The following is a 22651-nucleotide window of genomic DNA, read 5'->3' on the forward strand; positions in this document are numbered from 1 at the left end:
CGGGCAATTGCCCGGCCGATGTGCTGTTCAGGACTGCGTGACGCCATTCGCCTCGCTTCGATTCCACCGGATCGAGGACCATAGCGCGATCCCGATCAGACCTGCGCCGCCAAGGCCGGTGATCACCTCGGGGATATGCACCAGCGTCTGACAGAACATGATCACCGACAGGATCAGGATGGCATAGAACGCCCCGTGTTCCAGGAAGCGATACTCGGCCAGTGTGCCGCGCTCGACCAGCATGATGGTCATGGAGCGCACATACATCGCGCCGATGCCCAGGCCGATGGCGATGACGAACAGGTTCTGGCTGAGCGCGAAGGCCCCGATCACACCATCGAACGAGAAGCTGGCATCCAGCACCTCCAGATAAAGGAAGGCGCCGAGACCACCTTGCGCCGCCGCTTTGGTGGTTTCCTGGGTCTTGTCGAGAAAGCCGCCAAGAACCTCGACCAGCAGGAAGGTCAGCAGGCCATAGATGGCGGAATAAACGAAGGCCTCTTGCTCTGCCCCTTCCAGCAGGCGCGAGAACCCGAGAATCAGCGCAAGCACGAAGGCGATCTCGACCCCTTTGATCGTGGCGTAGCGCGCCATGCGGCTTTCCAGCCATTCAACCCAGTGAATGTCTTTCTCATGGTCGAAGAAATAGGTCAGCGCGACCATCATCAGGAAGGTGCCCCCGAAGGCCGCAATCGGCAGGTGGGCATCGTGCATGATGCGGGCATATTCTTCGGGCCGGGCCGCGGCCATGATCATCGCATCAATCGGGCCGACATTGGCCGCGATCACCACAATCAGCAGCGGGAACACGATCCGCATGCCGAACACGGCGATGATGATGCCCCAGGTCAGGAAGCGATGCTGCCAGACCGGCGTCATGTCCTTGAGTTTGTTGGCATTCACAATCGCATTGTCAAAGGACAGCGAGATTTCGAGCACGGCAAGAACCGCAACGATGAAGAACACGGTCAGCGTGCCCGACAGGGTGCCGGTGGTTTGCCAGCCCAGGGCGATCCCGAGGGCGAGGCCGATCACGGTCGAGATCAGCGCCCATTTCAGATAGGACATGACGGATTTGGTTTCAGAGACACCGTTCATTGTTTTGCCCCCGATTGCTGGATCACAAGGCAAAAGGCGCGAAAACCGCGCATGGTTCCGTTCAACATGGAAATCACTTCCATCGGCAAGCTTTTGGGGAAGTGCCGACATCGCAAGAGCGCCGTAAACTCTCGCCAGAGGGGCCCGGTCACTGGGTTATACGCAGCAGGCTCAGGTTCGCTGCGTTGCTTCGTCTATGACCACATTTTCAACTTTTTGTCAATTGACACGTGAATACGGTGCGCCCGCCAGGGCGCACCGACAGATCACGCGGCGGCGCGGCGGTTCAACACTGCCGCCATGGTCTGACCGATGACCGAAGGGTTGGGGGCAATGGTGATGCCCGCAGCGGTCAGGATCTCCACCTTTTCCTGTGCGCTTTCGCCAAAGGCCGACACAATCGCCCCGGCATGGCCCATCTGGCGGCCTTTGGGGGCAGAGAGGCCCGCAATATAGGCGACCACTGGCTTTGACATGTGATCGCGCGCCCAGGCTGCGGCCTCGGCCTCTTGCGGGCCACCGATCTCGCCGATCATCACCACGGCATCGGTATCGGGGTCTGCCTCGAACAGGGCGAGGATGTCGCGGAAGCTGGAGCCGTTGATCGGATCGCCGCCAATGCCGACCGAGGTAGAGACGCCGATGCCCAGCGCCTTCATCTGGCTGGCCGCCTCATAGCCCAGCGTGCCAGAGCGCCCGACGATACCCACCCGCCCCGGCATATAGATGTGCGGCGGCATGATCCCCATGAAGCCACGACCGGGAGAGATGATGCCCGCGCAATTCGGGCCGATCAGCCGCATCTTGCGCTCCGACAGATAGCGCCGCAGGAAGCGTTTCACCTGCATCATGTCCTGCGCCGGGATGCCGTCGGTTACGCAGACTGCGGTGCGGATACCCGCGTCCGCCGCCTCCATGATTGCATCGGCGGCAAAGGGCGGCGGCACGAAGACAAGGCTTGCCTCGGCGCCTGTCGCCTCCACCGCCTCGCGCACGGTGTTGAACAGCGGCCGGTCGAGGAAACTTTCGCCACCCTTGCCCGGTGTCACGCCCCCCACAACATTGGTGCCATGCTTGATCATGTCGGCGGCATGGAACTGACCGATCCGGCCCGACATGCCCTGCACGATCACCTTGGTTTTTTCCGTGATGAGAATTGCCATTCTGCCCTCCCCTCAGGCTGCAAGTTTGTGGCGCAGGCTCACCGCCGCTTCGGCGGCTTCGGCCAGCGTATCGGCGGTGATCAGCGGCAGGCCCGAATCCGCCAGGATGCGCTGGCCTTCCTCGACATTGGTGCCCGCAAGCCGGACCACCACCGGAATGGTCATGCCGACTTCGCGGTAGGCTTTCACCACACCTTCGGCCACCCAATCGCAGCGGTTGATACCCGCAAAGATATTGACCAAGATCACGCTGACATTCTTGTCGGTCAGCACAGTGCGGAAGGCGCGCACCACCCGTTCGGGGCTGGCACCGCCGCCGATGTCAAGGAAGTTGGCAGGCTCGCCCCCCGCCAGCTTGATCATATCCATCGTCGCCATGGCGAGACCCGCGCCATTGATGATGCAGCCGATATCGCCATCCAGCCCGACATAGGCCAGCCCGTGATCGCCCGCCATGCTTTCGCGCGGGTCTTCCTGACTGCGGTCGCGCAGCTCTGCGATGTTGGACCGCCGATACAGCGCATTGGTGTCAAAGCTCATCTTGGCATCCAGCGCCACCAGATCGCCCGCGCCATTGATAATCAGCGGGTTGATCTCCACCATGGTGGCATCAAGATCCCGGTACGCGCGATAGCAGGCGGTCAGCACCGTGACCATCTGCGCAATCTGCCCACCCTTCAGCCCCAGCGCAAAGGCCAGTTCACGCGCCTGGAAGGGCGACAGCCCGACCGCCGGGTCCAGCACCATGCGGCGCAACGACCCTGCATCCGTTTCGGCCAGATCCTCGATTTCCATGCCGCCATGGGCCGAGGCGACAATCATGATGCGCTCCGACTTCCGGTCGAGCACGAAGCCTAGATACAGCTCCTGCACGATCTCCGAGGCCGCCTCGACCCAGAGCCGGTAGACGCCCTTGCCATTCGCATCGGTCTGTTTGGTGACAAGCTGCTTGCCGAACAGGGTTTGTGCGTAGTCCTGCACCTCCTCTTCGCTGCGGCACAGCTTTACCCCGCCTGCCGCCCCCCGCCCGCCGGAATGGATCTGCGCCTTGACCACCCAGGCATTGCCGCCCAGTTCCCGCGCGCGGTAGCCCGCCTGTTCCGGGCTATAGGCCAAGCCACCCCGCGGCACCGGCACGCCAAACCGCGCGAGGATTTCCTTGGCCTGATATTCATGAATATCCATCTGGTTTCCTCCTGTCAGTTGCCGGCAATGGCATCGGCCAGCACCAGCACATTGCGCGCCATGCGTTCCGAAGCCGCGTCGATCATCTTGCCATCCAGCGCCGCCGCCCCGCGCCCTTCGGCCTCGGCCTTGCGCAGCTCTTCGATGATGCGGCGGGCCTTGGTCACCTCCGACTCCGGCGGCGAGAACACGTCATTGGCCAGCGTCACCTGCGACGGGTGGATCGCCCATTTGCCATCACAGCCCAAGGCCGCCGCGCGCCGCGCGCCTTCCTTGTATCCTTCGGGATCGCTGAAATCGCCGAACGGGCCATCAATTGCGCGCAGACCATAGGCCCGGCAGGCAATGACCATGCGGCTGATCGCAGAATGCCATTGATCGCCCGGATAATGCGGGTTCAACCCGCCGATATTCGTGGTCCGTGCCCGCATCGAGGCGGCATAATCCGCCACCCCGAAATGCAGCGCCTCAAGCCTGCCGCCGAATTGCGCAATCGCCTCCACATTGGCCATGCCCAGAGCGGTTTCGATCAGCGCCTCCAGCCCGACGCGGGTAGTGAAGCCGCGGCCCTGTTCGATCTGGTTGACCATGGCCTCGACCATATAGAGATCGCCGGGCACGCCGACCTTCGGCACCAGAAGTGTGTGCACACGGTCGCCCGCCTGCTCCATCACATCCACCACATCGCGGTACATGTAATGCGTATCCAGCCCGTTGATACGCACTGAGACCGTCTTGCCGGCCGCCGCCCAGTCAATATCGTTCAGCGCCTGAATGGCATTCTTGCGCGCCTGTTCCTTTTCCGGCGGCGCAACTGCATCCTCCAGATCAAGGAAGATGTAATCGGCGGGGCCGGTTGCGGCCTTGTCGATCATCGTGGGGTTCGACGCCGGGACAGCGAGTTCCGAACGCTGCAGGCGTTGACGCCGCAGCGGGTGCAAAGTGTGGCTCATGGTATCTTCCTGTTGGGTTGGATTATTCGGCAGCGAGGCGCAGTTTGGCTTCCGCCGGGCGCATCACATAAGCTTCCTGTGCTGCGGCCACGCCGGAGCCGAGCTTGATCCGCGCGCCCGCTTCGACCAGCGCCATTTCGGCCAGCGCAATCGCGGTCAGGCACATGCCTTCGTTCAGATCGCCCAGATGGCCGATGCGGAAGGCCTTCCCGCTCAGCGGGCCAAGCCCGGAACCGAGCGAACAGTTGTAGCGATCATAGGCGATGCGGATCACGTCGCGCGCATCGACCCCTTCGGGGGTGCGGATCGCGGTCACGGTATCGGAATACAGCGTCGGATGTTCGGCACAGAGATCCAGCCCCCAGGCGGCCACGGCCCGGCGCACCCCATTGGCCAAGCGCTTGTGGCGCGCATGGATATTGGGCAGCCCCTCGTCCATCATCCGGTTCAGCGCCGCCTTCAGGCCATGCAGCAGCGGCACCGGCGGCGTATAGGGGAACGAGCCCAAATCATGCTGTTTCAGCATATCGGCCAGATCAAAGAACGCCCGGCGCATTTTTGAGGTCTGCGCCGCGCGCAAGGCCTTTTCGCTGATCGCCAACATGCCCATGCCGGCCGGGCTCATCAGCCCTTTCTGGCTGCCCGTCACCGCCAGATCGACGCCCCAGTCATCCATGCGGAACGGAATGGAGCCGATCGACGAGACGCCATCCACAAACAGCAGCGCATCATGCAGCGCCCCGTCCAGCACCGCCCGCACCGCCGCCACATCCGAGGTGACCCCGGTTGCCGTTTCATTGTGGGTTACGAACACGGCCTTGATGTCGCCATGCCGGTCGGCCCCCAGGATCCGCGCGAATTCATTCACCGGAACGCCCGCGCCCCAGGCGACATCCACAACCTGCACGTCCAGGTCCAGCTTTTTCGCCATCTCCACCCAGAGATGCGAAAAATGCCCGTGGCGCGCCATCAGCACCTTGTCGCCCGGATTGAGCGTGTTGGTGATCGCCGCTTCCCAGCAACCGGTGCCCGAGCCGGGAAACAGGGCGACGCGGCCCTTGGTCGTGCCATAAACCGCCTTCAGATCTTCAAAAATGCTGCCGGTCAGCTGATCGAAATCCGACGCGCGGTGATCCTGCATCGGCACATTCATGGCGCGGCGCACAACCTCCGGCACATTCGTCGGGCCGGGAATGTAAAGATGTGCAAGTCCTGTTTTCATGGCAATCCTCCCTCTGTTGCTCAAAAGAAAGGCACAGATTGTCTGGCGTGCAAAATGAATGCGGGTTCTGCTGTAAGTGCGAGAATTTACAGATCTTGTTTTTTGTAATATTGTAAACTTCACCGACCCAATAAAATGTGTGCAACAGTATGCAGAAGACCTTCATCGGCCCGCATCTCCGCCGCTTGCGGCAAGAGCGCGGCGAGACGCAAAGCCAGATGGCCAAGGCTCTGGGGATCAGCGCATCCTATGTCAACCTGTTAGAAAACAACGAAAGATCTGTGTCCGTTGCGATCCTGTTCCGGCTGATGGACACCTATGGCGTCGACTGGCGCGAGATTGCCGAAGACGATGCAAGCGGGCTTCTGCCCGATCTGCGCACCGCGATCCAGGACCCGCTCTTTGCCGAAACCAGGCCTGATCTGACCCAGCTGCGGGCGGCGCTTGTGCACAGCCCGGACCTTGCCCAGGCGTTTCTGCGCCTGCATCGTGCCTATCTTTCCGCCAGCGATCAGCTGATGAGCTTTGCGGCCCTCGATACAAATGCCGAATTTGCCTCGGCGGATTCCGCGGTGCATGACGTGTTTCGCCGCAACCGCAACCACTTCCGCGATCTGGAAGAGGCCGCGCGCGACTTCTGGTCGGGTGAGTCGGTGGAGCGGGATGAGATTTACAGCGCCCTCAAGCAGCGCCTGCGCCAGCGTCTTGGCCTCGGCGTGCGCCTGATGCGGGTGGAAGACATGCCGGACACCCTGCGCGATTATCGCGAAGACCTGCGCGAAATCCGCCTGTCAGAGGCGCTGGATCACACCAACCGCATTTTCCAACTGGTGCATATGTGCGGGCTGCTGGAACAGCGCGAGTTGCTGGAGCAACTGATCGCCCGCTCTGGCCTGACCGATGCGCGCGGTGCCGCGCGTTTGCGGGTGGAGCTTGCGAACTACTTCGCCGCAGCGGTGCTGATGCCCTATGAGGCGTTCCTGTCCGAAGCGCGGTTGACCAAATATGATTTCGACCACCTCGCCACCCGCTTTGGCGTCAGCTTTGAACAGGCCTGCCACCGCGCAACTACGCTGCAACGCGATGGCGCGCAGGGTGTGCCCTTCTTTTTCCTCAGGATCGACAAGGGCGGCAATGTGGCAAAGCGGTTCAATGCCACAAGCTTTCCGCTTGCGGAACATGGCGGCGCCTGCCCCCGGCTGGACGTGCATACCAGCTTTCGCACGCCCGGCCGTATCGTGCCCCAGTTTGTGGAAATGCCGGATCGCAGCCAGTTTTTCGTTTTTGCCCGCACGGTTGATCGCCCGACCTGGGCCCGCCACGCGCAGGACAATCGTTTGGCCGTCGCCATGGGATGTGCTGTCGAGCATGTTGCCGACATCGGCTATGCAGAGCCTTTTGTCCTGTCTGGCACCCCGATGACGCCGGTCGGGATCAACTGTCGTATCTGCCCGCGCACCCATTGCGACCAGCGCGCCCATCAGGCGGTGGTCATGCCGCAACCCGTCAATGCCATGCGCCGCGGGGCGACACGGTTTGAAACCTGACACTCGCGCCCGGCCATTGCCCACACTCATGGAACAGCCGTCTGGGACAGCAATGTGTCCAGCCGCGCACGGGTCGAAATGCTCTGCTCCACCAAAGCCCGCCCTGCGGCCAGCGTCGCCTCTTGTGGGTCTAACGCTGCCTCCGGCGGCAAGAGTTTCGCGACATCGGACCAGGGAGCGACATCTTCGGTCGCCACAACGCCCCAGTTTTCGGCCACACGGCGCGCTGCGCGCGACGCCTCCGCATCGCCCTGATCTGCAAAAATTGCGGCGGCCAGATCCGAATCGCCGATCTGGCGATGTGCTTGCCCCCGCAAAGCTGCGGCCTGCGCCCCCTCCAGCCCGGCCAAGGCCCGTAGCGCCCCGGCGGCATCCCGGGATCTGAGCGCAATTTCCGCCGCCAGAATCCGTTCTTCCGGCGGCGCATCAGCCCCCGGGCGCGCCAGCCACAGCCACGCAGGTTCCGGAAGCCCCAGATCCAGCAAGCGCCGCGCGAGATTCAGTTCGGTGCGGCGCAGCAGGTTCGGGCGGCCTCGATTCGGATCAAGAACGGCATGTGTCAGGATCGCAGACGAAGCGCCTTTTTTTGCCAGCACATCCCAAAGGTCTTGCTCAGCCTCCGGCGCCGATGCAAGTGCTGCAAAGGAGCGATCAAACTGGCCCGAGGCGGCAAAGCCAAGAACCAGCGCCCGCTTCAATTCATTTGCCTGCGGCGCCCCGCGATATTGCTGCGTCAAAGCTTCGAGATTGGCCACAGCTTCCGCTGGAAGCGTGTCGCCAGTCTCCACGGCAAGCTCCACCAGCGCAATCACAGCTTCCGGCTCCGATTGCCCACCATCAGCCGCGATTTCGGCATAGCTCTCCTTGGCTTTTTCCTGTTCACCCTGATGCGCCTCCAGTGCAGCGCCAAGCAGTAATACCTCGGCTTGGGGCAAAACAGGGCCACGCAAAACCGCATCCCGCACTTTCCGTGCAGCCTCCAGATCGCCTTGCTGCAGAAACCTGTCCCCAAGGCTTCCAACAAGGGTCTGGCGCAAATGCAACGGCAGCGCCGAAAATGCCCGGAGGATTGCGCCCGTGTTGATCTTTTCAGAGGGCCGCAAGGATGGCCTTGCCAAAATTGACCAGAGCGCGGCAGCGGTATCACAATTTTCCATCCCTGAGAATATGCCACCGGGATCCACTGTCGAATCAACCAGTTTACCCAAGGATTTTATAATTCTTGACTGCTCCGATTCGGCAGCGCCCATCTGGATTATTTGGCGCGCCTCCTGTCCAAATCCGATATAGATATAAAGACGCGCGGCTTTTTCGATCTGAATCAAATCTGGGTCATCGAATTCACCAAGAAGATTTTCTCTGGCCATACCAATCTGCCTCGCAATTGGAGCCTCCTCCCCCCAGACTTGCACGGCCAGATTCTCATCCGCGAGGCAGCGCGGATCTTCGACAACAAGTCCTTCCAAATATGCGCCGCCCTTTCGGGCGATCATACCAATATCCTCTCCAATGCGAATCTGTGGCAGATTTATATCTGATTGCGGCTTCAGGCTATTTTGCACGAGATCCATCTCGATAACACCGGACGAGGCCGCACGGCCGATCTGCTCAATCAGTGCGCGTTCTGTATCACGCAGCATCTCTGTGCTCCGAACAGGCCCGACTATTTCTGTTGGCGCAGTTACCCGCTGGGGCCGCTCATCCAGCATCGCCTCAAATGAGGAATGTGCCGGCGGCTTTCCGGGTTTCAGATCAACCACAATGATGCCCGGTCGAAACTCAAATGGCATGGCGTGGCAGGCACAGGCCACAGTGATCAGAAGAGTCGATGATTCTGCCACCTGCGTCACGGCGGCGATCCGCGTTTTCGGGATGCGGGTAAAGACCTTCTCAAGATTATAGATCAGACCCTTTTGATCCACCTCCAGCGCATATCCGTCTTTTGTGCGCCCAAAACGCCACTCCGCATTTTCAGGCAGAGTAACAACAAGCCGAGAAAAGCCTGAATGCTCGCCCGAGGTCACCTTTGCCACCTCTGCCATCCCGTTTGTCGCGTGAAACAGACACGCAAGGGCCGCCAGCCAGATCAAAACCCTCATGCCGCCTCCTGCTTCAGCGTGCGCAGCGCATCTTCCAGGTCAGCGAAACTGGGCCTTACAGCGTGTGGGGTATTTTGACGCCCGACTTCGATACAGATATTCGCAGGGTGATTGTGCAGATTGGCGACCAGAACCTCGCGTATCAGTTGATAGAAGTGACCATCCTCTTCAACCACGGCCTTCACACGCGTGGCAAACGGCCCAACAATCCCATATGCGAGAAAGACGCCAAGAAACGTGCCGACCAATGCGCCGCCAATCATTTTACCAAGGATTTCGGGTGGTTGATCAATTGACCCCATGGTCTTGATCACGCCCAGAACGGCCGCAACGATGCCAAGGGCGGGCAAAGCATCTGCCATGGATTGCAAGGCATGGCTGGAGTGCAATGCGTGATGCTGAGCAGTCTCCATCCGCTTGTCCAGAACCTCTTCCACCTGATGCGGATCATCATAATTCATCGAGGCTGCCCGCAACGTGTCGCAGATCAGATCTATCGTCTCGTGATCCTGCTGGATCTTCGGATAACGCTTGAAAATTGTGGATTCTTTTGGCTTTTCGATATGCTCTTCCAACGCCACTGGATTTGCACGCGCAATCCTGATCAGTTCAAAAAGCAGACAAAGCAGATCCCGATAGTCGGAGGGTTTCCACCTTGGCCCTTTGAAGACTTTGCCAATATCCTTCATTGCGTGCTTGACCGAGGCCAGATCATTGGACAAAAAGAAAGCGCCGATGGCCGCCCCACCAATCATGATCATTTCGAACGGCAAGGATTTCAGAATGATGCCAAGCTTGCCTCCGGCGAGCATATAGCCGCCAAACACCATGACAAAAATAACGACGATACCGATAATGCCGATCATGGCGGCCTCCTGCGTTTGCCTGCTGCAACCTTTTCAGGATTCCGTTAAAATTCCCTCACTGCTTTGGAACAGATGCGTTGCGACCTGCCAATAGTACGCTGAGAGCATAAGCCGCATCTGGGCGCATCCCCGACAGGATCGCCGCCGCCGCATCGGGCTGCATCCGCCCCAGAAAGCCAGATGCGAATTGTGGATCCATCGCATCAAACAGCAGTGCTGCATCTTTTGGCTTCATGCGCTGATAAACTTCGGTCAGCCGGGATACATCCTCTTCGGCGGCCCCGTCTGCCAGCGCGAGGGTTGCCTTCAGCCCCTCCTCTGCCTGGGTCAGCTCGGCCAGCCGGGCGGCGATGACCTGTTCGGTCAAGGCAAGCGCCGCGAGGCGTTGACCAAGAGCCGCCTCCTGCACCAGGATTGTTGCTTCGCGCTGCGACAGCGCCTCGGCCAGTGCAGCAGGCGGCGCCGGGCAATTCAAGGGGCCAGATGCTTCGGCTTCGGATGTGTCCGCTTCGGCGGCCAAGGCCTGCCCAAGGTTCGTCCCGATCCGGAGCGCACCGCTTGCCATCAGCAGCAAAGCCAGCAGGAACAGGATGCTGTGACCCGCGCGTTTGCGCTGCCGACTCATTCTGCGGCCTCCAGATCTTCCCGCGCGGACCGCCTGCGCATGAAACGCAGACGCCGATCAGGTTCGACATCGCGGCGCGCATCAGCTCTGGTATCCGGCAGGTCATGCAGTGTGGCCAACATCACCTCCAGCCGCGCGGCGGCCATTTCGGCACGTCCCGTCAGCGCCTCAAGCGTCGCGGCAGATCCCGTTGCCGCCCCCCGCGCCTTGTCGAGGGCTTTTGTCATGTCGTCCACCTGCGCCGACAGCACCGCAATCGCTCCGCCCATGCCGGATTCCAGTGTCGAGAACTTTTTCAGCCGCGCCGCCAGAACATAACAGTAAACGGCGGCCCCGAAGGTGCCCGCCACCATCAAGATATCTGCAATAAGATCCATAGTCCGACCTTTCAGTTGAGCACAAATTCGGTAATCAGCAGATCACGCACGCGTCCCTCGCCCGTGACAACCTGAATGCGGCGCAGCATTTGTGACCGCAGGCGAATCAATGCAGCAGGGTCTTGCAATTGCGCCACCTCAACCGCGCGCAAATAGGCATTCAACACATCCAGAATGCGCGGCATCAACTGCTTGACATCGGCCGCATGGGCCTTGTCCACCTCTACCTGCGAAGTCATGCGCAGATGCTGGTTCTTACCCGCAGCACCCAGAGAAATCACAATTGAATCAATGGGCAAGAACTGAATACCGGCAAGCGCGTCGGCCTCAGGCGATGTGGCGTGTTCCTCTGCGGCGGGGCCGAGGATATATCCGGCAAAAACTGCAAAAAAGCTGCCCGATCCAAGTATTGCCGCAAGCAGAAGCCCTGCCAGAAAAGGCAGTCTGGATTTCTTTTTACGCACCGCCTCCTGCGGCTTTTCAGGCTCTGCCATGAATACCTCCGGCATATCTTTCGTCTGAACTATATCCGCAAGGACACTAACCGATTGTTAAGCCCATTCGTCCAAGACTGGATGAAACGGGGCAGAAGCCTCAGCATCGGAGACGTGCTTTGCAGAACCTCAAATCGCTCTGGGCTCAGTTGGATTTACGCCGCAGGCTGTTGGTGATCGGGGTCACGGTTGCGATGTTCGCCGCCGTGATCGGCATATCACGGCTGGCAAATGCGCCCGACTATGCGCTGCTGTATGCGGGTCTCGACAGTGCGGTGGCCGGAGAGGTGATCGCGGCGCTGGATCAGCGCGGCATCGCCTATGAGGTGCGGGGCGATTCGATCCATGTCGACGCACCGCAGCGGGATGCGGTCCGCATGGCGCTGGCCAGCGAAGGGCTGCCCGCAGCGGGCGCTGGCGGCTACGAATTGCTGGATGGACTGTCCGGCTTTGGCACGACGTCGCAGATGTTCGATGCCGCCTATTGGCGGGCGAAAGAGGGGGAGCTTGCCCGCACCATCCTCGCCACTCCGGGCATCAAATCGGCCCGCGTGCATATTGCGCAGACCACCGCCCAGCCGTTCCGTCAGAAGCAGCGCGCCACGGCCTCGGTCACCGTTGCGGCAACGGGCGGGCTGACCCCGCTGCGCGCCAAGGCGCTGAAACATCTGGTTGCCGGAGCCGTCACCGGCATGCAGCCTGCGGATGTTTCTGTCATTGATACCGTCACGGGTCTGGTTTCAACCGGCGAGGAAGAGGGTCTGCAAGACCCCGCTGGCGCCGACCGGGCCGCAGAGTTGCGCGCCAATATCCAGCGTTTGCTGGAGGCGCGCGTCGGGCCCGGCAATGCGGTGGTCGAGGTCAGCCTGGACCTTGTGACCGAGCGGGAACAGATCACCGAACGCATCTTTGACCCGCAGGGGCGGGTGGCCATTTCCACCGATACGGAAGAAAAGTCAGGCACGTCGCGCGAAGGCAGCGAAGATGTGACCGTCGCGTCGAATCTGCCCGAGGGCGATGCGACGGCAGGCGGCAAGAGCCAGAGCCAAACTGCAGAAACCCGCGAACGGGTGAATTTCGAAGTCTCCGAGACGCAGCGCGAGGTGATCCGCGCGCCCGGCTCCATCCGCAAGATCAGCGTGGCGGTTCTGGTGGACGGGATCCAGAAACCCGGCCCGGATGGCACGCTCGGCTGGGAGGCCAGACCGGAGGAAGAACTGGCGGTGCTGCGCGAACTGGTCAGCTCTGCGGTGGGGTTCGATGCGGCACGCGGTGATGTGCTGACCCTGAAATCCCTGGCCTTCGAGCCGCTGCCCGATGTGGGCACCTTGGCCGAAGCCGGAATGTTTTCGGCTTTGGGTAATATCAACATCATGGCGCTGATCCAACTCGCCGTCCTCACCCTCGTGGCTCTGGTGCTGGGTCTGTTTGTATTACGGCCAATTCTGGCAGGCACCGGAGGAAATGCCGCGCCACTGCTGCCACCTGTCCCACTTGCCCTGCCCGGCACTGGCTCGGCAGCCCTTGAAGCGCGATCGGGCGAGGATGGCTTTCGGGTTGTCAGCGGCGAGATCGACGATATCGGCGATCTGTCCGACATCGCGCTTGTCAGTGCCGAGGCAAGCCACCCGGCCGATGATCCGATGGCCAGGCTACGCAAGCTGATCGAAGAACGTCAGGCCGAATCCGTCGAAATCCTCAGAAGCTGGCTTGAGGCGGATGAGGAGCGGGCGTGATGGCGCTGTTGAAGCTCGAAATCTTTGAAACGGCTGAATCGGTGGCCAAAGAGGCAAATCCCGCCGATGGCTCGGCGTTGGAGGATGTCCGGCTCGCCGCCTATGAACAGGGCTATTCAGCGGGATGGGAGGACGCGAGCGCCGCGCAATCCAGCGAACAGAGCCGTATCCGCAGCGATCTTGCCCGCAATATTCAGGCCTTGGGGTTCACCTTCCACGAGGCGCGTCTGCATATGCTGAAGGCGCTTGCGCCCTTGATGCAGGAAATCGTGTGCCAGCTTCTGCCCGAAGTTGCCCGCACCGCGCTGGCACCCACGGTGCTGCAAACCCTGATGCCGCTGACCGAACAGATAGCGGATGCCCCTGTTTCGCTCGTGCTGAATCCCATGGCGCGCGCGCCGGTCGAGGCGCTTCTGGAACAGGCGACCAGCCTGCCGATCAAAATCGTCGAGGAGCCGAGCCTGAGCGAGGGGCAGGCCTATCTGCGTCTGGGGGATTGCGAGACCCATATTGATCTGGATCGCGCCACTGCAGACCTCACCGCCGCAATACGCGGCTTCTTTGGATTGCCGGAATAGGGAGCCCGAAATGGATCAGAATGCAGAGATGAACCCGTTCAGCCAGGTGCCGATCGAAATCACCATTTCGGTGGGCAAGGCCCGGCCGCAGGTGCGCGAATTGCTGAAATTGCAGCGCGATGCGGTGCTGGCGCTGGACCGCCGCGTCGATGATCCGGTGGAGCTTTACGTTGGCGACCGGCTGATCGCGCGTGGTGAATTGCAAGAGCTGGAGGGGGATCAGGCCGGGCAGCTTGCCGTCCGGCTGACCGAAGTGGCCAATCTGCGCGGCGGGCTTTGATGCGCTGTCTGCCCCTGTGTCTGCTGCTGGCTGTCATCTGGTCATGCCCTGCCCACGCGCAGAATCTTTCGATTGATCTGGGGGATCAGACCTCACTGGGCACCCGTTCGATCCAGCTGATTGCGCTGATCACCGTGCTGAGCCTGGTGCCGGGGCTGGCCGGTGATGGTCACCTGTTTCCCCTTCATCGTCACAGTCTTGTCGATCCTGCGGCAGGCCATCGGGTTACAACAGGCACCACCGAACATGCTGATCATCAGCCTGGCACTGTTTCTGAGCTGGTTTGTTATGGATCCGGTGCTGACCGAGGCGTGGGAGCGTGGGGCAGGCCCTCTGTCGCGCGGCGAGATCGAGTTGAGCGAGGCGATTCCGCTGACACTCGCACCCTTCCGAAGTTTCATGGCCGCCCGGCTGGACTCCGATACCTTCGCTTCGATGCAGGCACTGCGACCGGCGGCAGAGGGGGCGGCGATTGATGCGCCCCTGTCGTTGCTGGTGCCCTCTTTCCTGCTGTCGGAGATACAGCGCGCTTTTGAAATCGGCTTTCTGGTGTTCCTGCCGTTTCTGATCATTGATCTGGTGGTTGCGGCCATACTGATGTCGATGGGCATGATGATGGTGCCGCCTGCCATCGTCTCTTTGCCGTTCAAACTGGCCTTCTTTGTGGTCGCTGATGGATGGAGCCTGCTTTCAGCGGCCTTGGTGCGCAGTTATTTCTGAAGCGCGCGCAGCCAGGGCTGCAACATCGCTCAACCCCGTGTGATGTCACGCAGGCGTGTGTTGCCGCAGCGCAGGGCGCGGCGCAGTTTTCCTGCATGAACAGGGAGATGGATATGCGGATCGGATTGATTGGGCTGGCCGTGCTGCTGGCAACGGGTGCGCAGGCCGCCCCCGAAAAGGCCATTGTGGCAGGTGGCTGCTTCTGGTGTGTGGAATCCGATTTTGAAGCGGTCAAAGGTGTGACCGATGTGGTATCGGGCTACACTGGCGGGCGGGGCGACAATCCGACCTACAAGGATGTCACAAACGGCGGCACGGGGCATTACGAGGCCGTCGAAATCACCTTTGACAATGCGGTGATCAGCTATGCCGATCTGATGGCGAAGTTCCTGCGCTCCATAGATGTGACGGATGCAGGCGGTCAGTTCTGTGACCGTGGTGACAGCTACAGAACCGCAATATTTGCCGCCAGTGCCGAGCAAAAACAGGCGGCCGAAGCGGCCATTTCGGCAGCCGAAAAGACGCTTGGGCAGACCATCGTCACCCCGGTTCTGCCCGCCGCGCCGTTTTGGCCGGCCGAGGCCTATCATCAGGATTATTACAAATCCTCGGACATCGTGCTCACGCGTGGCGGCCCGAAGCAGAAGAAAAATGCCTATAAATTCTACCGCGAAGGCTGCGGTCGCGACGACAGGCTGCGCGCGGTCTGGGGGGCGGAGGCTTTTGTGAAGTAACGCCTTCAGCCCGGTGTGCCGGGGCCGCGTTGCGTAAGGCGCTTCATATTGGAGCGGGTGCGCATCCGCACCGGCTTCAGCGCGGCCATTGCCACACCGGCAGCGCCCTTGCCGCTCAGCATCGCGCGCCCGGCGGCCATGGCCGATTGCGTCATGGCTTCGGTCTTTTCCTGCACCATGCGGCTGTTTTCTTCGGGGGTGACATTCCACAACCCGGCCATGCCCCAAAGGCGCATGGCGATGACCATCTGCGCCTCGGCCAGCATGAGGCCTGTGTGCATTGACAGTTTGACGGCCTGAGTCGGGGTCACGAACATTACGCATTTCCTGATATATATGTCGCGACCATGACAGGCCGACCCGCACATGGGAAGGGCTACGCCGGATCAGGCCGACGAAAGTCTAATCCGTAATACCGATTTTCAGGCCCTCCAGCACCGCCTCTTCGGCGGAACGCGGGGTCAGCGCATCGCCAATCACCTGCACCGGGCCGGTCCAGGGCGCAAGATCCTCGGCCAGCCTGGCATCCGGCAGATGCCCCTGCGCAAGCACAAGTGTATCGGTGCCCTCTGCCAGAATCGGCGCGCCATTGGCCGAATGGGTAAAGTAGACCGTATCCCCATCCGCCCCGAACAGACGGCAATAGGGGCGGATGTCGACGCCAAGCCCATGCAATCGCGCCACCATTTCATCGCGCACATAAAGCGGCAGGCTTTCACCTGCGGCAATCCCCTCGACACAAAGCCGCACGGTGCAGCCGTCGCGGGCCAGCTTTTCCGCCAACCCCATCCCGATCCAGTCGCCGCGCCAATCCGCAATCACCACCCGCGCGCCCGGATTGGCTTCGCCGCGCAAGATCTGCCAGGCATCCAGCACATGCGCGCCGTCACTCTCTATCTCAGGGCGGCGCGGCTGTGCGCCTGTGGCAATAATCACGCGGTCCGGGGCCTCTTGCTGCACCAGATCCAGCGTTACCGGGGTATTCAGGCGTATCGTCACCGCTGCCTGACGCGCCTCATGGGCCAGATTGGTGATCAGACCGCCAAACTCCGCCCGCCCCGGCAAAAGCTGTGCCAGCAAGGCCTGCCCGCCAAGCTGCGCCGCCGCCTCACACAGCGTGACGTGATGGCCGCGCGCCGCAAGGATCGCAGCCGCCTTCAACCCTGCCGGGCCGCCGCCGGCCACCAGAATGCGCTGCGGCTGAGCTGTGGCGATCTTGCCCGCAGCCAGAGTCAGCTCGCGCCCGGTTTCCGGGTATTGGATGCAGGAAATCGGGTAGCCGCGATGAAAATGCCCGATACAGGCCTGATTGCAGCCGATACAGGCGCGAATATCGTCCACGCGATCCGTTCGGGCCTTGGCGGGCATCTCCGGGTCACAGATCATGGCCCGAGTCATGCCGCACAGATGTGCCTGACCACTGCGCAGGATCTGTTCTGCGATTTGCGGCTGATTGATGCGCCCGGTGACGATGACCGGCTTTTGCACCGCCTTTGTGACCTGCGCGGCAAAAGGCGCGGTATAGCCTGCCTCGTAAAACATCGGTGGCACGATATGGATCGCCCCCGCCAGCGAGGCCGAAGTGCCCGCAATCACATGAAACACATCCACGATGCCTGCCGCGTCGATTGTCCGGCAGGCGGTCAGGGTCTCCGAAGGGTCCAGCGCGTCAATATCCCGCTCTTCCCCGCTGACCCGCAGGCTGATGGTGAAATCGGGCGCGGTGGCGACGCGGATCGCTGCTGCCACCTCCATGGTAAAGCGCAGCCGGTTCTCCAGACTGCCGCCATAGGCATCCTGCCGTTTGTTGACCGCCGGGTTGAGGAACTGCGCCGGAAGATAGCCGTGCGAGGCGACAATTTCGCAGCCATCAAAGCCCGCCTGCATCAGCCGCCGCGCCGCCGCGGCATAGCCCTGCACGATCTCTGCAATCATCGCGAGGCTGAGCGGCACCGGCATCACCCGAAAGCGCGAGTTTGGCACCGCCGAGGGCGCATAGGCCACCGCCGCCGTGCCATCCTGGGTTTCCATGATCTCGCGCCCCGGATGGAACAATTGCCCGATGATGCGCGTGCCATGAGCCTTCACCGCCTGCGCCAACCGTGCATAGCCCGGAATCGCGCTGTCTTCGGTCGCCATCAGGATATGCGAGGTGTAGCGCGCCGTTTCATGCACGCCCGAAACCTGCACGATGATCAGCCCGGCCCCGCCTTTGGCCCGCGCCGCGTGATAGGCGACCAAGCGGTCGGTCACATGCCCGTCATGTGCCATCACCGTATCATGCCCGGTCGAGACGATGCGGTTCATCACCTCCATGCCGCCAAGACGGATGGGAGAAAACAGGCTGGGGAAGGACATGCGGCGCTCCGATCTGGCTGGGCGCAGCTTGGGCGCAGGCGGACAGCGCTGCAAGCCGATGGCCGACGCGGCCATGGCCCGGCACCGACATTCAGATCAGCGCGAGCCCGCCTTCCTCTTGCAGAAACGCCACGATCTCATTCACGCCCTGCCCCTGACGCAGGCGCGCCATGACATAGGGCCGCGCGCCGCGCGCCGTTTGTGTATCGGCCTCCAACTGCGTCAGATCCACCCCGACATGGGGCGCAAGGTCGGTCTTGTTGACGACCAGCAGGTCAGAGCGGGTCACACCCGGCCCGCGTTTGCGCGGAATATCCTGCCCCGCAGCCGTGTCGATCACATAGATCGACAGATCCGCCAGCTCTGGCGAAAAGGTTGCAGCCAGATTGTCGCCGCCCGATTCAATCAGGATCAGATCAAGATCGGGGAAGGCTGTCCGCAGATCGGCCACGGCGGCGAGGTTGATACTGGCATCCTCTCGGATCGCGGTATGCGGGCAGCCGCCGGTTTCCACACCGCGAATACGGGCCGCAGGCAGAACCTGCGCGCGCGTCAGGTAATCCGCATCTTCGCGGGTATAAATATCGTTTGTGATCACCGCCATTGAACAGCGATGGGCGAGCGCCTGGCACAGCTTTTCGGTCAGCGTCGTTTTCCCGGCGCCCACCGGGCCACCGATCCCCACGCGCAACGGGCCATTCGGGCTTGTCATGTGCGAAAAATCCTTACGTCCAGTGTTTCGTGGCGCATCGCTGCCATATCCGCACCGGGGGTGAATGTGGCGATGCCATCAAGATCAGTTTTGGCCGCTGCATCGGCAAGGCGGATGATCTGCGGCGCAAGGCGGCTCAGCATCGCCTGCGCAACCGATTGGCCAAGCGGCAAGAACCGGGTCGCCGCCGAGATCATCTGCGCGGCGGCCCCATGCAGGAACAGCTGCAACACCTCGTGCCGCGACACCTGCAGACGGCGCGTCGCAACGCCAATAGCAACCGGATAGGGCCGGATCGGGACTGTTTCGCCGCTGATACTCGTCATCAAGGCGGTGAAGGCGCGACCCTGTTCCATCAGTTCTGTTTCGCGTTCGGCGCAGCTGACATAGGCCAGCAGCAGATCGGACAGCAGCTCCGGGTCTGTGCCCGCATGGGCCTGCGCGCAAAACACCGCATCCATGCGCGGACTGCCATGGTGCAACAAGGCCGTTACCCAGGCCTCAACCTCTGCCGCGGTCCGAATGGTGCCAGTCGCCATAGGCTCTTCCATGCCCTGACTATAGGCAAAGACACCGATCGGAAACGCCGGAGACAGCCATTGCCACAGCAGAAGCCGGTCCTCATCCATGGAAATGGAAGTTCCCGTCACCATGGTCATGCCCCATCGTGCGGCCATGGCCATAGGCCCCCCCCTCGGGGCGGAACGGTGCCTCGGTCACATGCAGCGTTGCCCCCAGTCCTGTCAGCATCTTTTCCATGACGTGATCCCGGCGGATCGTCAGATGTTCGGGCCCGATTTCGCAGGGGGTGTGGCGGTTGCCAATATGCCAGGCAAGGCGCGGCAAATCGCCCCGCACCTGCACCACCGGCTCTTGCGCGGCGATCACCACCACCAGCCGCCCATCCGACAGCTGAAAGGCATCGCCCTGATCCAGGCTCGTCGTCTCTTTCAGATCCACCAGAAAGCTCAGCCCGTCTTCGGCAATCAGCCGTCTGCGGCGCAGGAACCGCGCGTCATACCCCAGCACAACGCGGGTATCGGCGCGCAGCCAGTGGCCAGAGCGCAGGATCGTAGAGGCCGTCAGCATATCCATGATTTGTTAACCTAGCGGGCGCAGAGTGAACGGGCGAGGATCAGAGAGAGACCCGAAATGCCTAGCCCGGAAGAGGAACTTGCAGAAATCCGTCAGGTGCTGCGCCGCCTGCAAGCGCGCGAAGCTGCACTGATGCTGGAGGTGGACCGCGCTCTGCCGCCACAGCCGCCCTTGCGGGTGGGCTGGCCGATCCGTCGACTGGGCGCGGCAGAGCTGCATTAGAACAGGAAATAGCGCTGCGCCAAAGGCAGCTCCCGTGCCGGTTCGCAGGTGATGATCTCGCCATCGGCGCGCACCTCATATGTCTCGGGATTGACCTCGATCTGTGGCGTTGCCGCGTTGTGGATCATGTCGGATTTGCCAATGCGGCGCGTGTTCTCCACCCCGATCAGGGTCTTTTGCAGACCCAGCTCGGCACCAAGCCCCCCGGCAATCGCCGCCCCTGACAGGAAGGTGGCACAGCTCAGATGCCGGGCACGGCCCAGCGCGCCGAACATCGGGCGGGAATACATCGGCTGCACCGGGATCGAGCCATTGGGGTCGCCCATCTGCGCCACAACGATCATGCCGCCCATCAGCACCATATCCGGCTTTGCGCCGAAAAATGCGGGCGACCAGATCACCAGATCGGCGCGTTTGCCCGGCTCGACCGACCCGATATGCCGCGACATACCCTGTGCGATGGCCGGGTTGATGGTGTATTTGGCGATATAGCGACGCACGCGGATATTGTCATTCGCACCGCTTTCCTCGGCCAGCCGCCCGCGTTGCACCTTCATCTTATGCGCGGTCTGCCAGGTGCGCGTGATCACCTCTCCAACTCGGCCCATCGCCTGACTGTCCGATGAAATCACCGAAAACGCGCCCATATCGTGCAGAATATCCTCGGCCGCGATGGTTTCACGCCGGATCCGGCTTTCGGCAAAGGCGACATCCTCGGGGATCGAGCGGTCAAGGTGATGGCACACCATCAGCATGTCCAGATGCTCCTCCACCGTGTTGACGGTGTAGGGCATCGTCGGGTTGGTCGAGGACGGGATCACATTCTGGCTGCTGACCACCTTCATGATATCGGGCGCATGGCCGCCGCCCGCGCCTTCGGTGTGAAAGGCGTGGATCGTGCGGCCCTTGATCGCCGCAAGGGTATTTTCCACAAAGCCCGATTCGTTCAGCGTATCGGTATGGATCATCACCTGCACATCCATGTCGTCAGCCACCGACAGACAGCAATCAATCGCGGCAGGGGTGGTGCCCCAATCCTCGTGCAGTTTCATCGCGCAGGCCCCGGCCTGAATCATCTCGATCAGCGGGCCGGGCAAAGAGGCATTGCCCTTGGCGGCAAGGCCGAAATTCATCGGAATCGCATCCAGCGCCTGCAACATGCGCCCGATATGCCAGGCACCGGGGGTGCAGGTGGTGGCCAGCGTGCCATGCGACGGGCCGGTGCCCCCGCCCAGCATGGTGGTCACCCCCGAATGCAGCGCATCTTCGGCCTGTTGCGGGCAGATGAAATGGATATGCGCATCCATGCCCCCCGCCGTCACAATCCGCCCCTCGCCCGCGATCACATCGGTGGACGGCCCGATGATGATGGTGACATCCGGCTGTGTATCGGGATTGCCCGCCTTGCCAATCGCCGCAATCCGCCCGTCGCGCAACCCGATATCGGCCTTGTAGATGCCGCTGTGATCCACAATCAGCGCATTGGTGATCACCGTATCCGCCGCCCCTCCGGCCCGGCTGATCTGGCTTTGCCCCATGCCGTCGCGGATCACCTTGCCACCGCCGAACTTGACCTCTTCCCCATAGGTGGTCAGATCCCGCTCCACCTCGATGATCAGATCGGTATCGCCCAACCGCAGCCGATCTCCCACCGTGGGGCCATACATGGCCGCATAGGCGGGGCGCGAGATTTTCACCGCCATCAGAGATCTCCCATGACCTGTTGGTTGAAGCCAAACACCCGCCGCAGACCGCGATAGGACACCAGATTCACCTCGCGGCTTTGCCCCGGCTCGAACCGCACCGCCGTGCCCGAGGCGATATCCAGCCGCATGCCGCGCGCCAGCGCGCGATCAAACGCAAGCGCGGCATTGGTTTCCGCAAAGTGGTAGTGTGAGCCGACCTGAATCGGCCTGTCGCCGGTATTTGCCACCATCACCACCACCGAGTCAGAGGCAGCGTTGAGGGTGATCGTGCCTTCAGCGGGGAAAATCTCTCCGGGGATCATGGGCTTACCTCAAGTCATGGCGAGCGCGAGGCCCGCAATCGCCGTGGCCCCACCCAACCCGCGCAGCAGCCCTGTCTGGCTGACCCGCGTCAGGCCAAGACCGATCGCAAGCCCCAGCCCATGCAGCGCCATGGTCGCAAGGCTGAAGCCCAGCGCATACTGCGCGAGGTCCGAAACCGGGCCTTCCGTGCCATGGGCATGGCCATGAAACAGGCCAAACAGCGCGACGGCCAGACCCGACAGCACAAGCCCGGGGTTGAAGGCCAGCGCTGCCGCCACCCCAATCAGGATGACCGAGGCCAGGATCATCGGCTCCACCCCCGGCAATGGCACGCCCCAAGCGCCAAGCAGACCGCCGACCAGCATCGCCGCCACAAAGCTCAGCGGCAAAGCCCAGACCGCCCGCCCGCCAGAGCCTGCCGCCCAAAGCCCGACAGCCACCATCGCCAGAAGGTGATCGGTGCCGCCAACCGGGTGCAGCAGCCCAGCCGCAAACGGCGCAGTGCCGTGATCCCCCGCATGGGCCAACGCCATACCTGGGGTCAGAATAAGCAGAGGAAGAAAACGTTTCATGGAGGC

24 protein-coding genes and 1 pseudogene are annotated in these 22651 nt (G+C 61.9%); 7 read left to right on the forward strand and 18 right to left on the reverse strand.

The window, feature by feature from the left end; translation table 11 throughout:
* Positions 1 to 27: 27 nt before the first annotated feature.
* The 5 genes from KM031_RS08955 to KM031_RS08975 all read right to left on the reverse strand — a co-directional run bounded on the left by KM031_RS08955 (position 28) and on the right by KM031_RS08975 (position 5621).
* A complete protein-coding gene (locus KM031_RS08955) occupies positions 28 to 1098 on the reverse strand; it encodes a DUF475 domain-containing protein (protein WP_215505975.1) in 1071 nt (356 codons plus the stop codon).
* A 266-nt stretch (positions 1099 to 1364) separates the two neighbouring features.
* On the reverse strand, positions 1365 to 2261 hold the full coding sequence (sucD, locus tag KM031_RS08960) for a succinate--CoA ligase subunit alpha (RefSeq protein ID WP_215505974.1): 897 nt from the start codon (positions 2259 to 2261) through the stop codon (positions 1365 to 1367).
* 12 nt (positions 2262 to 2273) lie between these two features.
* Positions 2274 to 3446, reverse strand: a complete 1173-nt coding sequence (locus tag KM031_RS08965; protein ID WP_215505973.1) for a malate--CoA ligase subunit beta — start codon at positions 3444 to 3446, stop codon at positions 2274 to 2276.
* Positions 3447 to 3460: 14 nt separating this feature from the next.
* A complete protein-coding gene (locus tag KM031_RS08970) occupies positions 3461 to 4399 on the reverse strand; it encodes an HpcH/HpaI aldolase/citrate lyase family protein (RefSeq protein ID WP_215505972.1) in 939 nt (312 codons plus the stop codon).
* Between the two features lie 22 nt (positions 4400 to 4421).
* Positions 4422 to 5621, reverse strand: coding sequence for a pyridoxal-phosphate-dependent aminotransferase family protein (locus KM031_RS08975; RefSeq protein ID WP_215505971.1), 1200 nt, complete (start codon positions 5619 to 5621; stop codon positions 4422 to 4424).
* Positions 5622 to 5770: 149 nt separating this feature from the next.
* Between KM031_RS08975 and KM031_RS08980 the strand changes: the two genes are divergently transcribed.
* Positions 5771 to 7168 carry a helix-turn-helix domain-containing protein gene (locus KM031_RS08980; protein WP_215505970.1) on the forward strand — a complete coding sequence of 466 codons (1398 nt, stop codon included), beginning with the start codon at positions 5771 to 5773 and terminating at the stop codon, positions 7166 to 7168.
* 26 nt (positions 7169 to 7194) lie between these two features.
* Here KM031_RS08980 and KM031_RS08985 read toward each other — a convergent pair whose 3' ends face one another.
* From KM031_RS08985 to KM031_RS09005, 5 genes are read right to left on the reverse strand one after another with little or no spacing between them, the layout of a single operon-like run.
* Positions 7195 to 9267, reverse strand: a complete 2073-nt coding sequence (locus KM031_RS08985) for a tetratricopeptide repeat protein (RefSeq protein ID WP_215505969.1) — start codon at positions 9265 to 9267, stop codon at positions 7195 to 7197.
* The gene (gene motA / locus KM031_RS08990) at positions 9264 to 10133 is read right to left on the reverse strand and encodes a flagellar motor stator protein MotA (RefSeq protein ID WP_215505968.1); all 870 of its coding nucleotides are present in this window, start codon (positions 10131 to 10133) and stop codon (positions 9264 to 9266) included. The genes KM031_RS08985 and motA overlap by 4 nt, the downstream gene beginning before the upstream one ends.
* A gap of 55 nt (positions 10134 to 10188) precedes the next feature.
* Entirely contained in the window at positions 10189 to 10758 is a 570-nt protein-coding gene (locus tag KM031_RS08995) for a MotE family protein (protein ID WP_215505967.1), read from the reverse strand.
* A complete protein-coding gene (locus KM031_RS09000) occupies positions 10755 to 11135 on the reverse strand; it encodes a hypothetical protein (RefSeq protein ID WP_215505966.1) in 381 nt (126 codons plus the stop codon). The genes KM031_RS08995 and KM031_RS09000 overlap by 4 nt, the downstream gene beginning before the upstream one ends.
* Positions 11136 to 11146: 11 nt before the next feature.
* Positions 11147 to 11629, reverse strand: coding sequence for a flagellar basal body-associated FliL family protein (locus KM031_RS09005; protein ID WP_215505965.1), 483 nt, complete (start codon positions 11627 to 11629; stop codon positions 11147 to 11149).
* Positions 11630 to 11706: 77 nt separating this feature from the next.
* Between KM031_RS09005 and fliF the strand changes: the two genes are divergently transcribed.
* The 5 genes and pseudogenes from fliF to msrA all read left to right on the forward strand — a co-directional run bounded on the left by fliF (position 11707) and on the right by msrA (position 15677).
* A complete protein-coding gene (fliF, locus tag KM031_RS09010; protein WP_371879013.1) occupies positions 11707 to 13365 on the forward strand; it encodes a flagellar basal-body MS-ring/collar protein FliF in 1659 nt (552 codons plus the stop codon).
* Positions 13365 to 13943 (forward strand): FliH/SctL family protein, encoded by a 579-nt coding sequence (locus KM031_RS09015; protein WP_215505963.1) that lies wholly within the window; start codon positions 13365 to 13367, stop codon positions 13941 to 13943. The genes fliF and KM031_RS09015 overlap by 1 nt, the downstream gene beginning before the upstream one ends.
* A 10-nt stretch (positions 13944 to 13953) precedes the next feature.
* Entirely contained in the window at positions 13954 to 14223 is a 270-nt protein-coding gene (locus tag KM031_RS09020) for a FliM/FliN family flagellar motor switch protein (protein WP_215505962.1), read from the forward strand.
* Positions 14223 to 14943, forward strand: a pseudogene (gene fliP / locus KM031_RS09025) (flagellar type III secretion system pore protein FliP). The gene KM031_RS09020 and the pseudogene fliP overlap by 1 nt, the downstream one beginning before the upstream one ends.
* Before the next feature lie 95 nt (positions 14944 to 15038).
* Complete coding sequence (msrA, locus tag KM031_RS09030) at positions 15039 to 15677, forward strand: peptide-methionine (S)-S-oxide reductase MsrA (RefSeq protein ID WP_260692137.1); 639 nt, start codon at positions 15039 to 15041, stop codon at positions 15675 to 15677.
* 5 nt (positions 15678 to 15682) lie between these two features.
* On the opposite strand, the gene KM031_RS09035 is transcribed toward msrA, so the two are convergent.
* From KM031_RS09035 to KM031_RS09055, 5 genes are all read right to left on the reverse strand, one after another.
* Positions 15683 to 15994 (reverse strand): antifreeze protein, encoded by a 312-nt coding sequence (locus KM031_RS09035; protein WP_215505960.1) that lies wholly within the window; start codon positions 15992 to 15994, stop codon positions 15683 to 15685.
* Positions 15995 to 16079: 85 nt separating this feature from the next.
* Positions 16080 to 18035: an oxidoreductase gene (locus KM031_RS09040; protein ID WP_215505959.1), complete on the reverse strand. Its 1956-nt coding sequence runs from the start codon at positions 18033 to 18035 to the stop codon at positions 16080 to 16082.
* A 91-nt stretch (positions 18036 to 18126) separates the two neighbouring features.
* Positions 18127 to 18747: an urease accessory protein UreG gene (gene ureG, locus KM031_RS09045; protein ID WP_215505958.1), complete on the reverse strand. Its 621-nt coding sequence runs from the start codon at positions 18745 to 18747 to the stop codon at positions 18127 to 18129.
* Entirely contained in the window at positions 18744 to 19430 is a 687-nt protein-coding gene (locus tag KM031_RS09050) for an urease accessory protein UreF (RefSeq protein ID WP_246567136.1), read from the reverse strand. Before KM031_RS09050 ends, ureG begins: the two co-directional genes overlap by 4 nt.
* On the reverse strand, positions 19369 to 19845 hold the full coding sequence (locus KM031_RS09055; protein WP_371879014.1) for an urease accessory protein UreE: 477 nt from the start codon (positions 19843 to 19845) through the stop codon (positions 19369 to 19371). Before KM031_RS09055 ends, KM031_RS09050 begins: the two co-directional genes overlap by 62 nt.
* 54 nt (positions 19846 to 19899) lie before the next feature.
* Here KM031_RS09055 and KM031_RS09060 point away from each other — a divergent pair, with 54 nt between their 5' ends.
* Positions 19900 to 20064 carry a hypothetical protein gene (locus tag KM031_RS09060; RefSeq protein ID WP_215505956.1) on the forward strand — a complete coding sequence of 55 codons (165 nt, stop codon included), beginning with the start codon at positions 19900 to 19902 and terminating at the stop codon, positions 20062 to 20064.
* Here KM031_RS09060 and ureC read toward each other — a convergent pair.
* From ureC to KM031_RS09075, 3 genes are read right to left on the reverse strand one after another with little or no spacing between them, the layout of a single operon-like run.
* Complete coding sequence (gene ureC, locus KM031_RS09065) at positions 20061 to 21767, reverse strand: urease subunit alpha (protein ID WP_215505955.1); 1707 nt, start codon at positions 21765 to 21767, stop codon at positions 20061 to 20063. The genes KM031_RS09060 and ureC overlap by 4 nt on opposite strands.
* On the reverse strand, positions 21767 to 22072 hold the full coding sequence (locus KM031_RS09070; RefSeq protein ID WP_215505954.1) for an urease subunit beta: 306 nt from the start codon (positions 22070 to 22072) through the stop codon (positions 21767 to 21769). The genes ureC and KM031_RS09070 overlap by 1 nt, the downstream gene beginning before the upstream one ends.
* Positions 22073 to 22081: 9 nt before the next feature.
* Positions 22082 to 22645, reverse strand: coding sequence for a HupE/UreJ family protein (locus KM031_RS09075; protein ID WP_215505953.1), 564 nt, complete (start codon positions 22643 to 22645; stop codon positions 22082 to 22084).
* Positions 22646 to 22651 lie beyond the last annotated feature (6 nt).

Source organism: Gemmobacter fulvus, from assembly GCF_018798885.1.
GTDB classification, from domain to species: Bacteria; Pseudomonadota; Alphaproteobacteria; order Rhodobacterales; family Rhodobacteraceae; genus Gemmobacter; species Gemmobacter fulvus.

What these genes read in the sequence shown, in the direction of transcription:
- KM031_RS08955 (WP_215505975.1), bottom strand. Translation starts at nt 1,098, where the DNA reads ATGAACGGTGTCTCTGAAACCAAATCCGTCATGTCCTATCTGAAATGG.
- sucD (WP_215505974.1), bottom strand. Translation starts at nt 2,261, where the DNA reads ATGGCAATTCTCATCACGGAAAAAACCAAGGTGATCGTGCAGGGCATG.
- KM031_RS08965 (WP_215505973.1), bottom strand. Translation starts at nt 3,446, where the DNA reads ATGGATATTCATGAATATCAGGCCAAGGAAATCCTCGCGCGGTTTGGC.
- KM031_RS08970 (WP_215505972.1), bottom strand. Translation starts at nt 4,399, where the DNA reads ATGAGCCACACTTTGCACCCGCTGCGGCGTCAACGCCTGCAGCGTTCG.
- KM031_RS08975 (WP_215505971.1), bottom strand. Translation starts at nt 5,621, where the DNA reads ATGAAAACAGGACTTGCACATCTTTACATTCCCGGCCCGACGAATGTG.
- KM031_RS08980 (WP_215505970.1), top strand. Translation starts at nt 5,771, where the DNA reads ATGCAGAAGACCTTCATCGGCCCGCATCTCCGCCGCTTGCGGCAAGAG.
- KM031_RS08985 (WP_215505969.1), bottom strand. Translation starts at nt 9,267, where the DNA reads ATGAGGGTTTTGATCTGGCTGGCGGCCCTTGCGTGTCTGTTTCACGCG.
- motA (WP_215505968.1), bottom strand. Translation starts at nt 10,133, where the DNA reads ATGATCGGCATTATCGGTATCGTCGTTATTTTTGTCATGGTGTTTGGC.
- KM031_RS08995 (WP_215505967.1), bottom strand. Translation starts at nt 10,758, where the DNA reads ATGAGTCGGCAGCGCAAACGCGCGGGTCACAGCATCCTGTTCCTGCTG.
- KM031_RS09000 (WP_215505966.1), bottom strand. Translation starts at nt 11,135, where the DNA reads ATGGATCTTATTGCAGATATCTTGATGGTGGCGGGCACCTTCGGGGCC.
- KM031_RS09005 (WP_215505965.1), bottom strand. Translation starts at nt 11,629, where the DNA reads ATGGCAGAGCCTGAAAAGCCGCAGGAGGCGGTGCGTAAAAAGAAATCC.
- KM031_RS09015 (WP_215505963.1), top strand. Translation starts at nt 13,365, where the DNA reads ATGGCGCTGTTGAAGCTCGAAATCTTTGAAACGGCTGAATCGGTGGCC.
- KM031_RS09020 (WP_215505962.1), top strand. Translation starts at nt 13,954, where the DNA reads ATGGATCAGAATGCAGAGATGAACCCGTTCAGCCAGGTGCCGATCGAA.
- msrA (WP_260692137.1), top strand. Translation starts at nt 15,039, where the DNA reads ATGAACAGGGAGATGGATATGCGGATCGGATTGATTGGGCTGGCCGTG.
- KM031_RS09035 (WP_215505960.1), bottom strand. Translation starts at nt 15,994, where the DNA reads ATGTTCGTGACCCCGACTCAGGCCGTCAAACTGTCAATGCACACAGGC.
- KM031_RS09040 (WP_215505959.1), bottom strand. Translation starts at nt 18,035, where the DNA reads ATGTCCTTCCCCAGCCTGTTTTCTCCCATCCGTCTTGGCGGCATGGAG.
- ureG (WP_215505958.1), bottom strand. Translation starts at nt 18,747, where the DNA reads ATGACAAGCCCGAATGGCCCGTTGCGCGTGGGGATCGGTGGCCCGGTG.
- KM031_RS09050 (WP_246567136.1), bottom strand. Translation starts at nt 19,430, where the DNA reads ATGGCCATGGCCGCACGATGGGGCATGACCATGGTGACGGGAACTTCC.
- KM031_RS09060 (WP_215505956.1), top strand. Translation starts at nt 19,900, where the DNA reads ATGCCTAGCCCGGAAGAGGAACTTGCAGAAATCCGTCAGGTGCTGCGC.
- ureC (WP_215505955.1), bottom strand. Translation starts at nt 21,767, where the DNA reads ATGGCGGTGAAAATCTCGCGCCCCGCCTATGCGGCCATGTATGGCCCC.
- KM031_RS09070 (WP_215505954.1), bottom strand. Translation starts at nt 22,072, where the DNA reads ATGATCCCCGGAGAGATTTTCCCCGCTGAAGGCACGATCACCCTCAAC.
- KM031_RS09075 (WP_215505953.1), bottom strand. Translation starts at nt 22,645, where the DNA reads ATGAAACGTTTTCTTCCTCTGCTTATTCTGACCCCAGGTATGGCGTTG.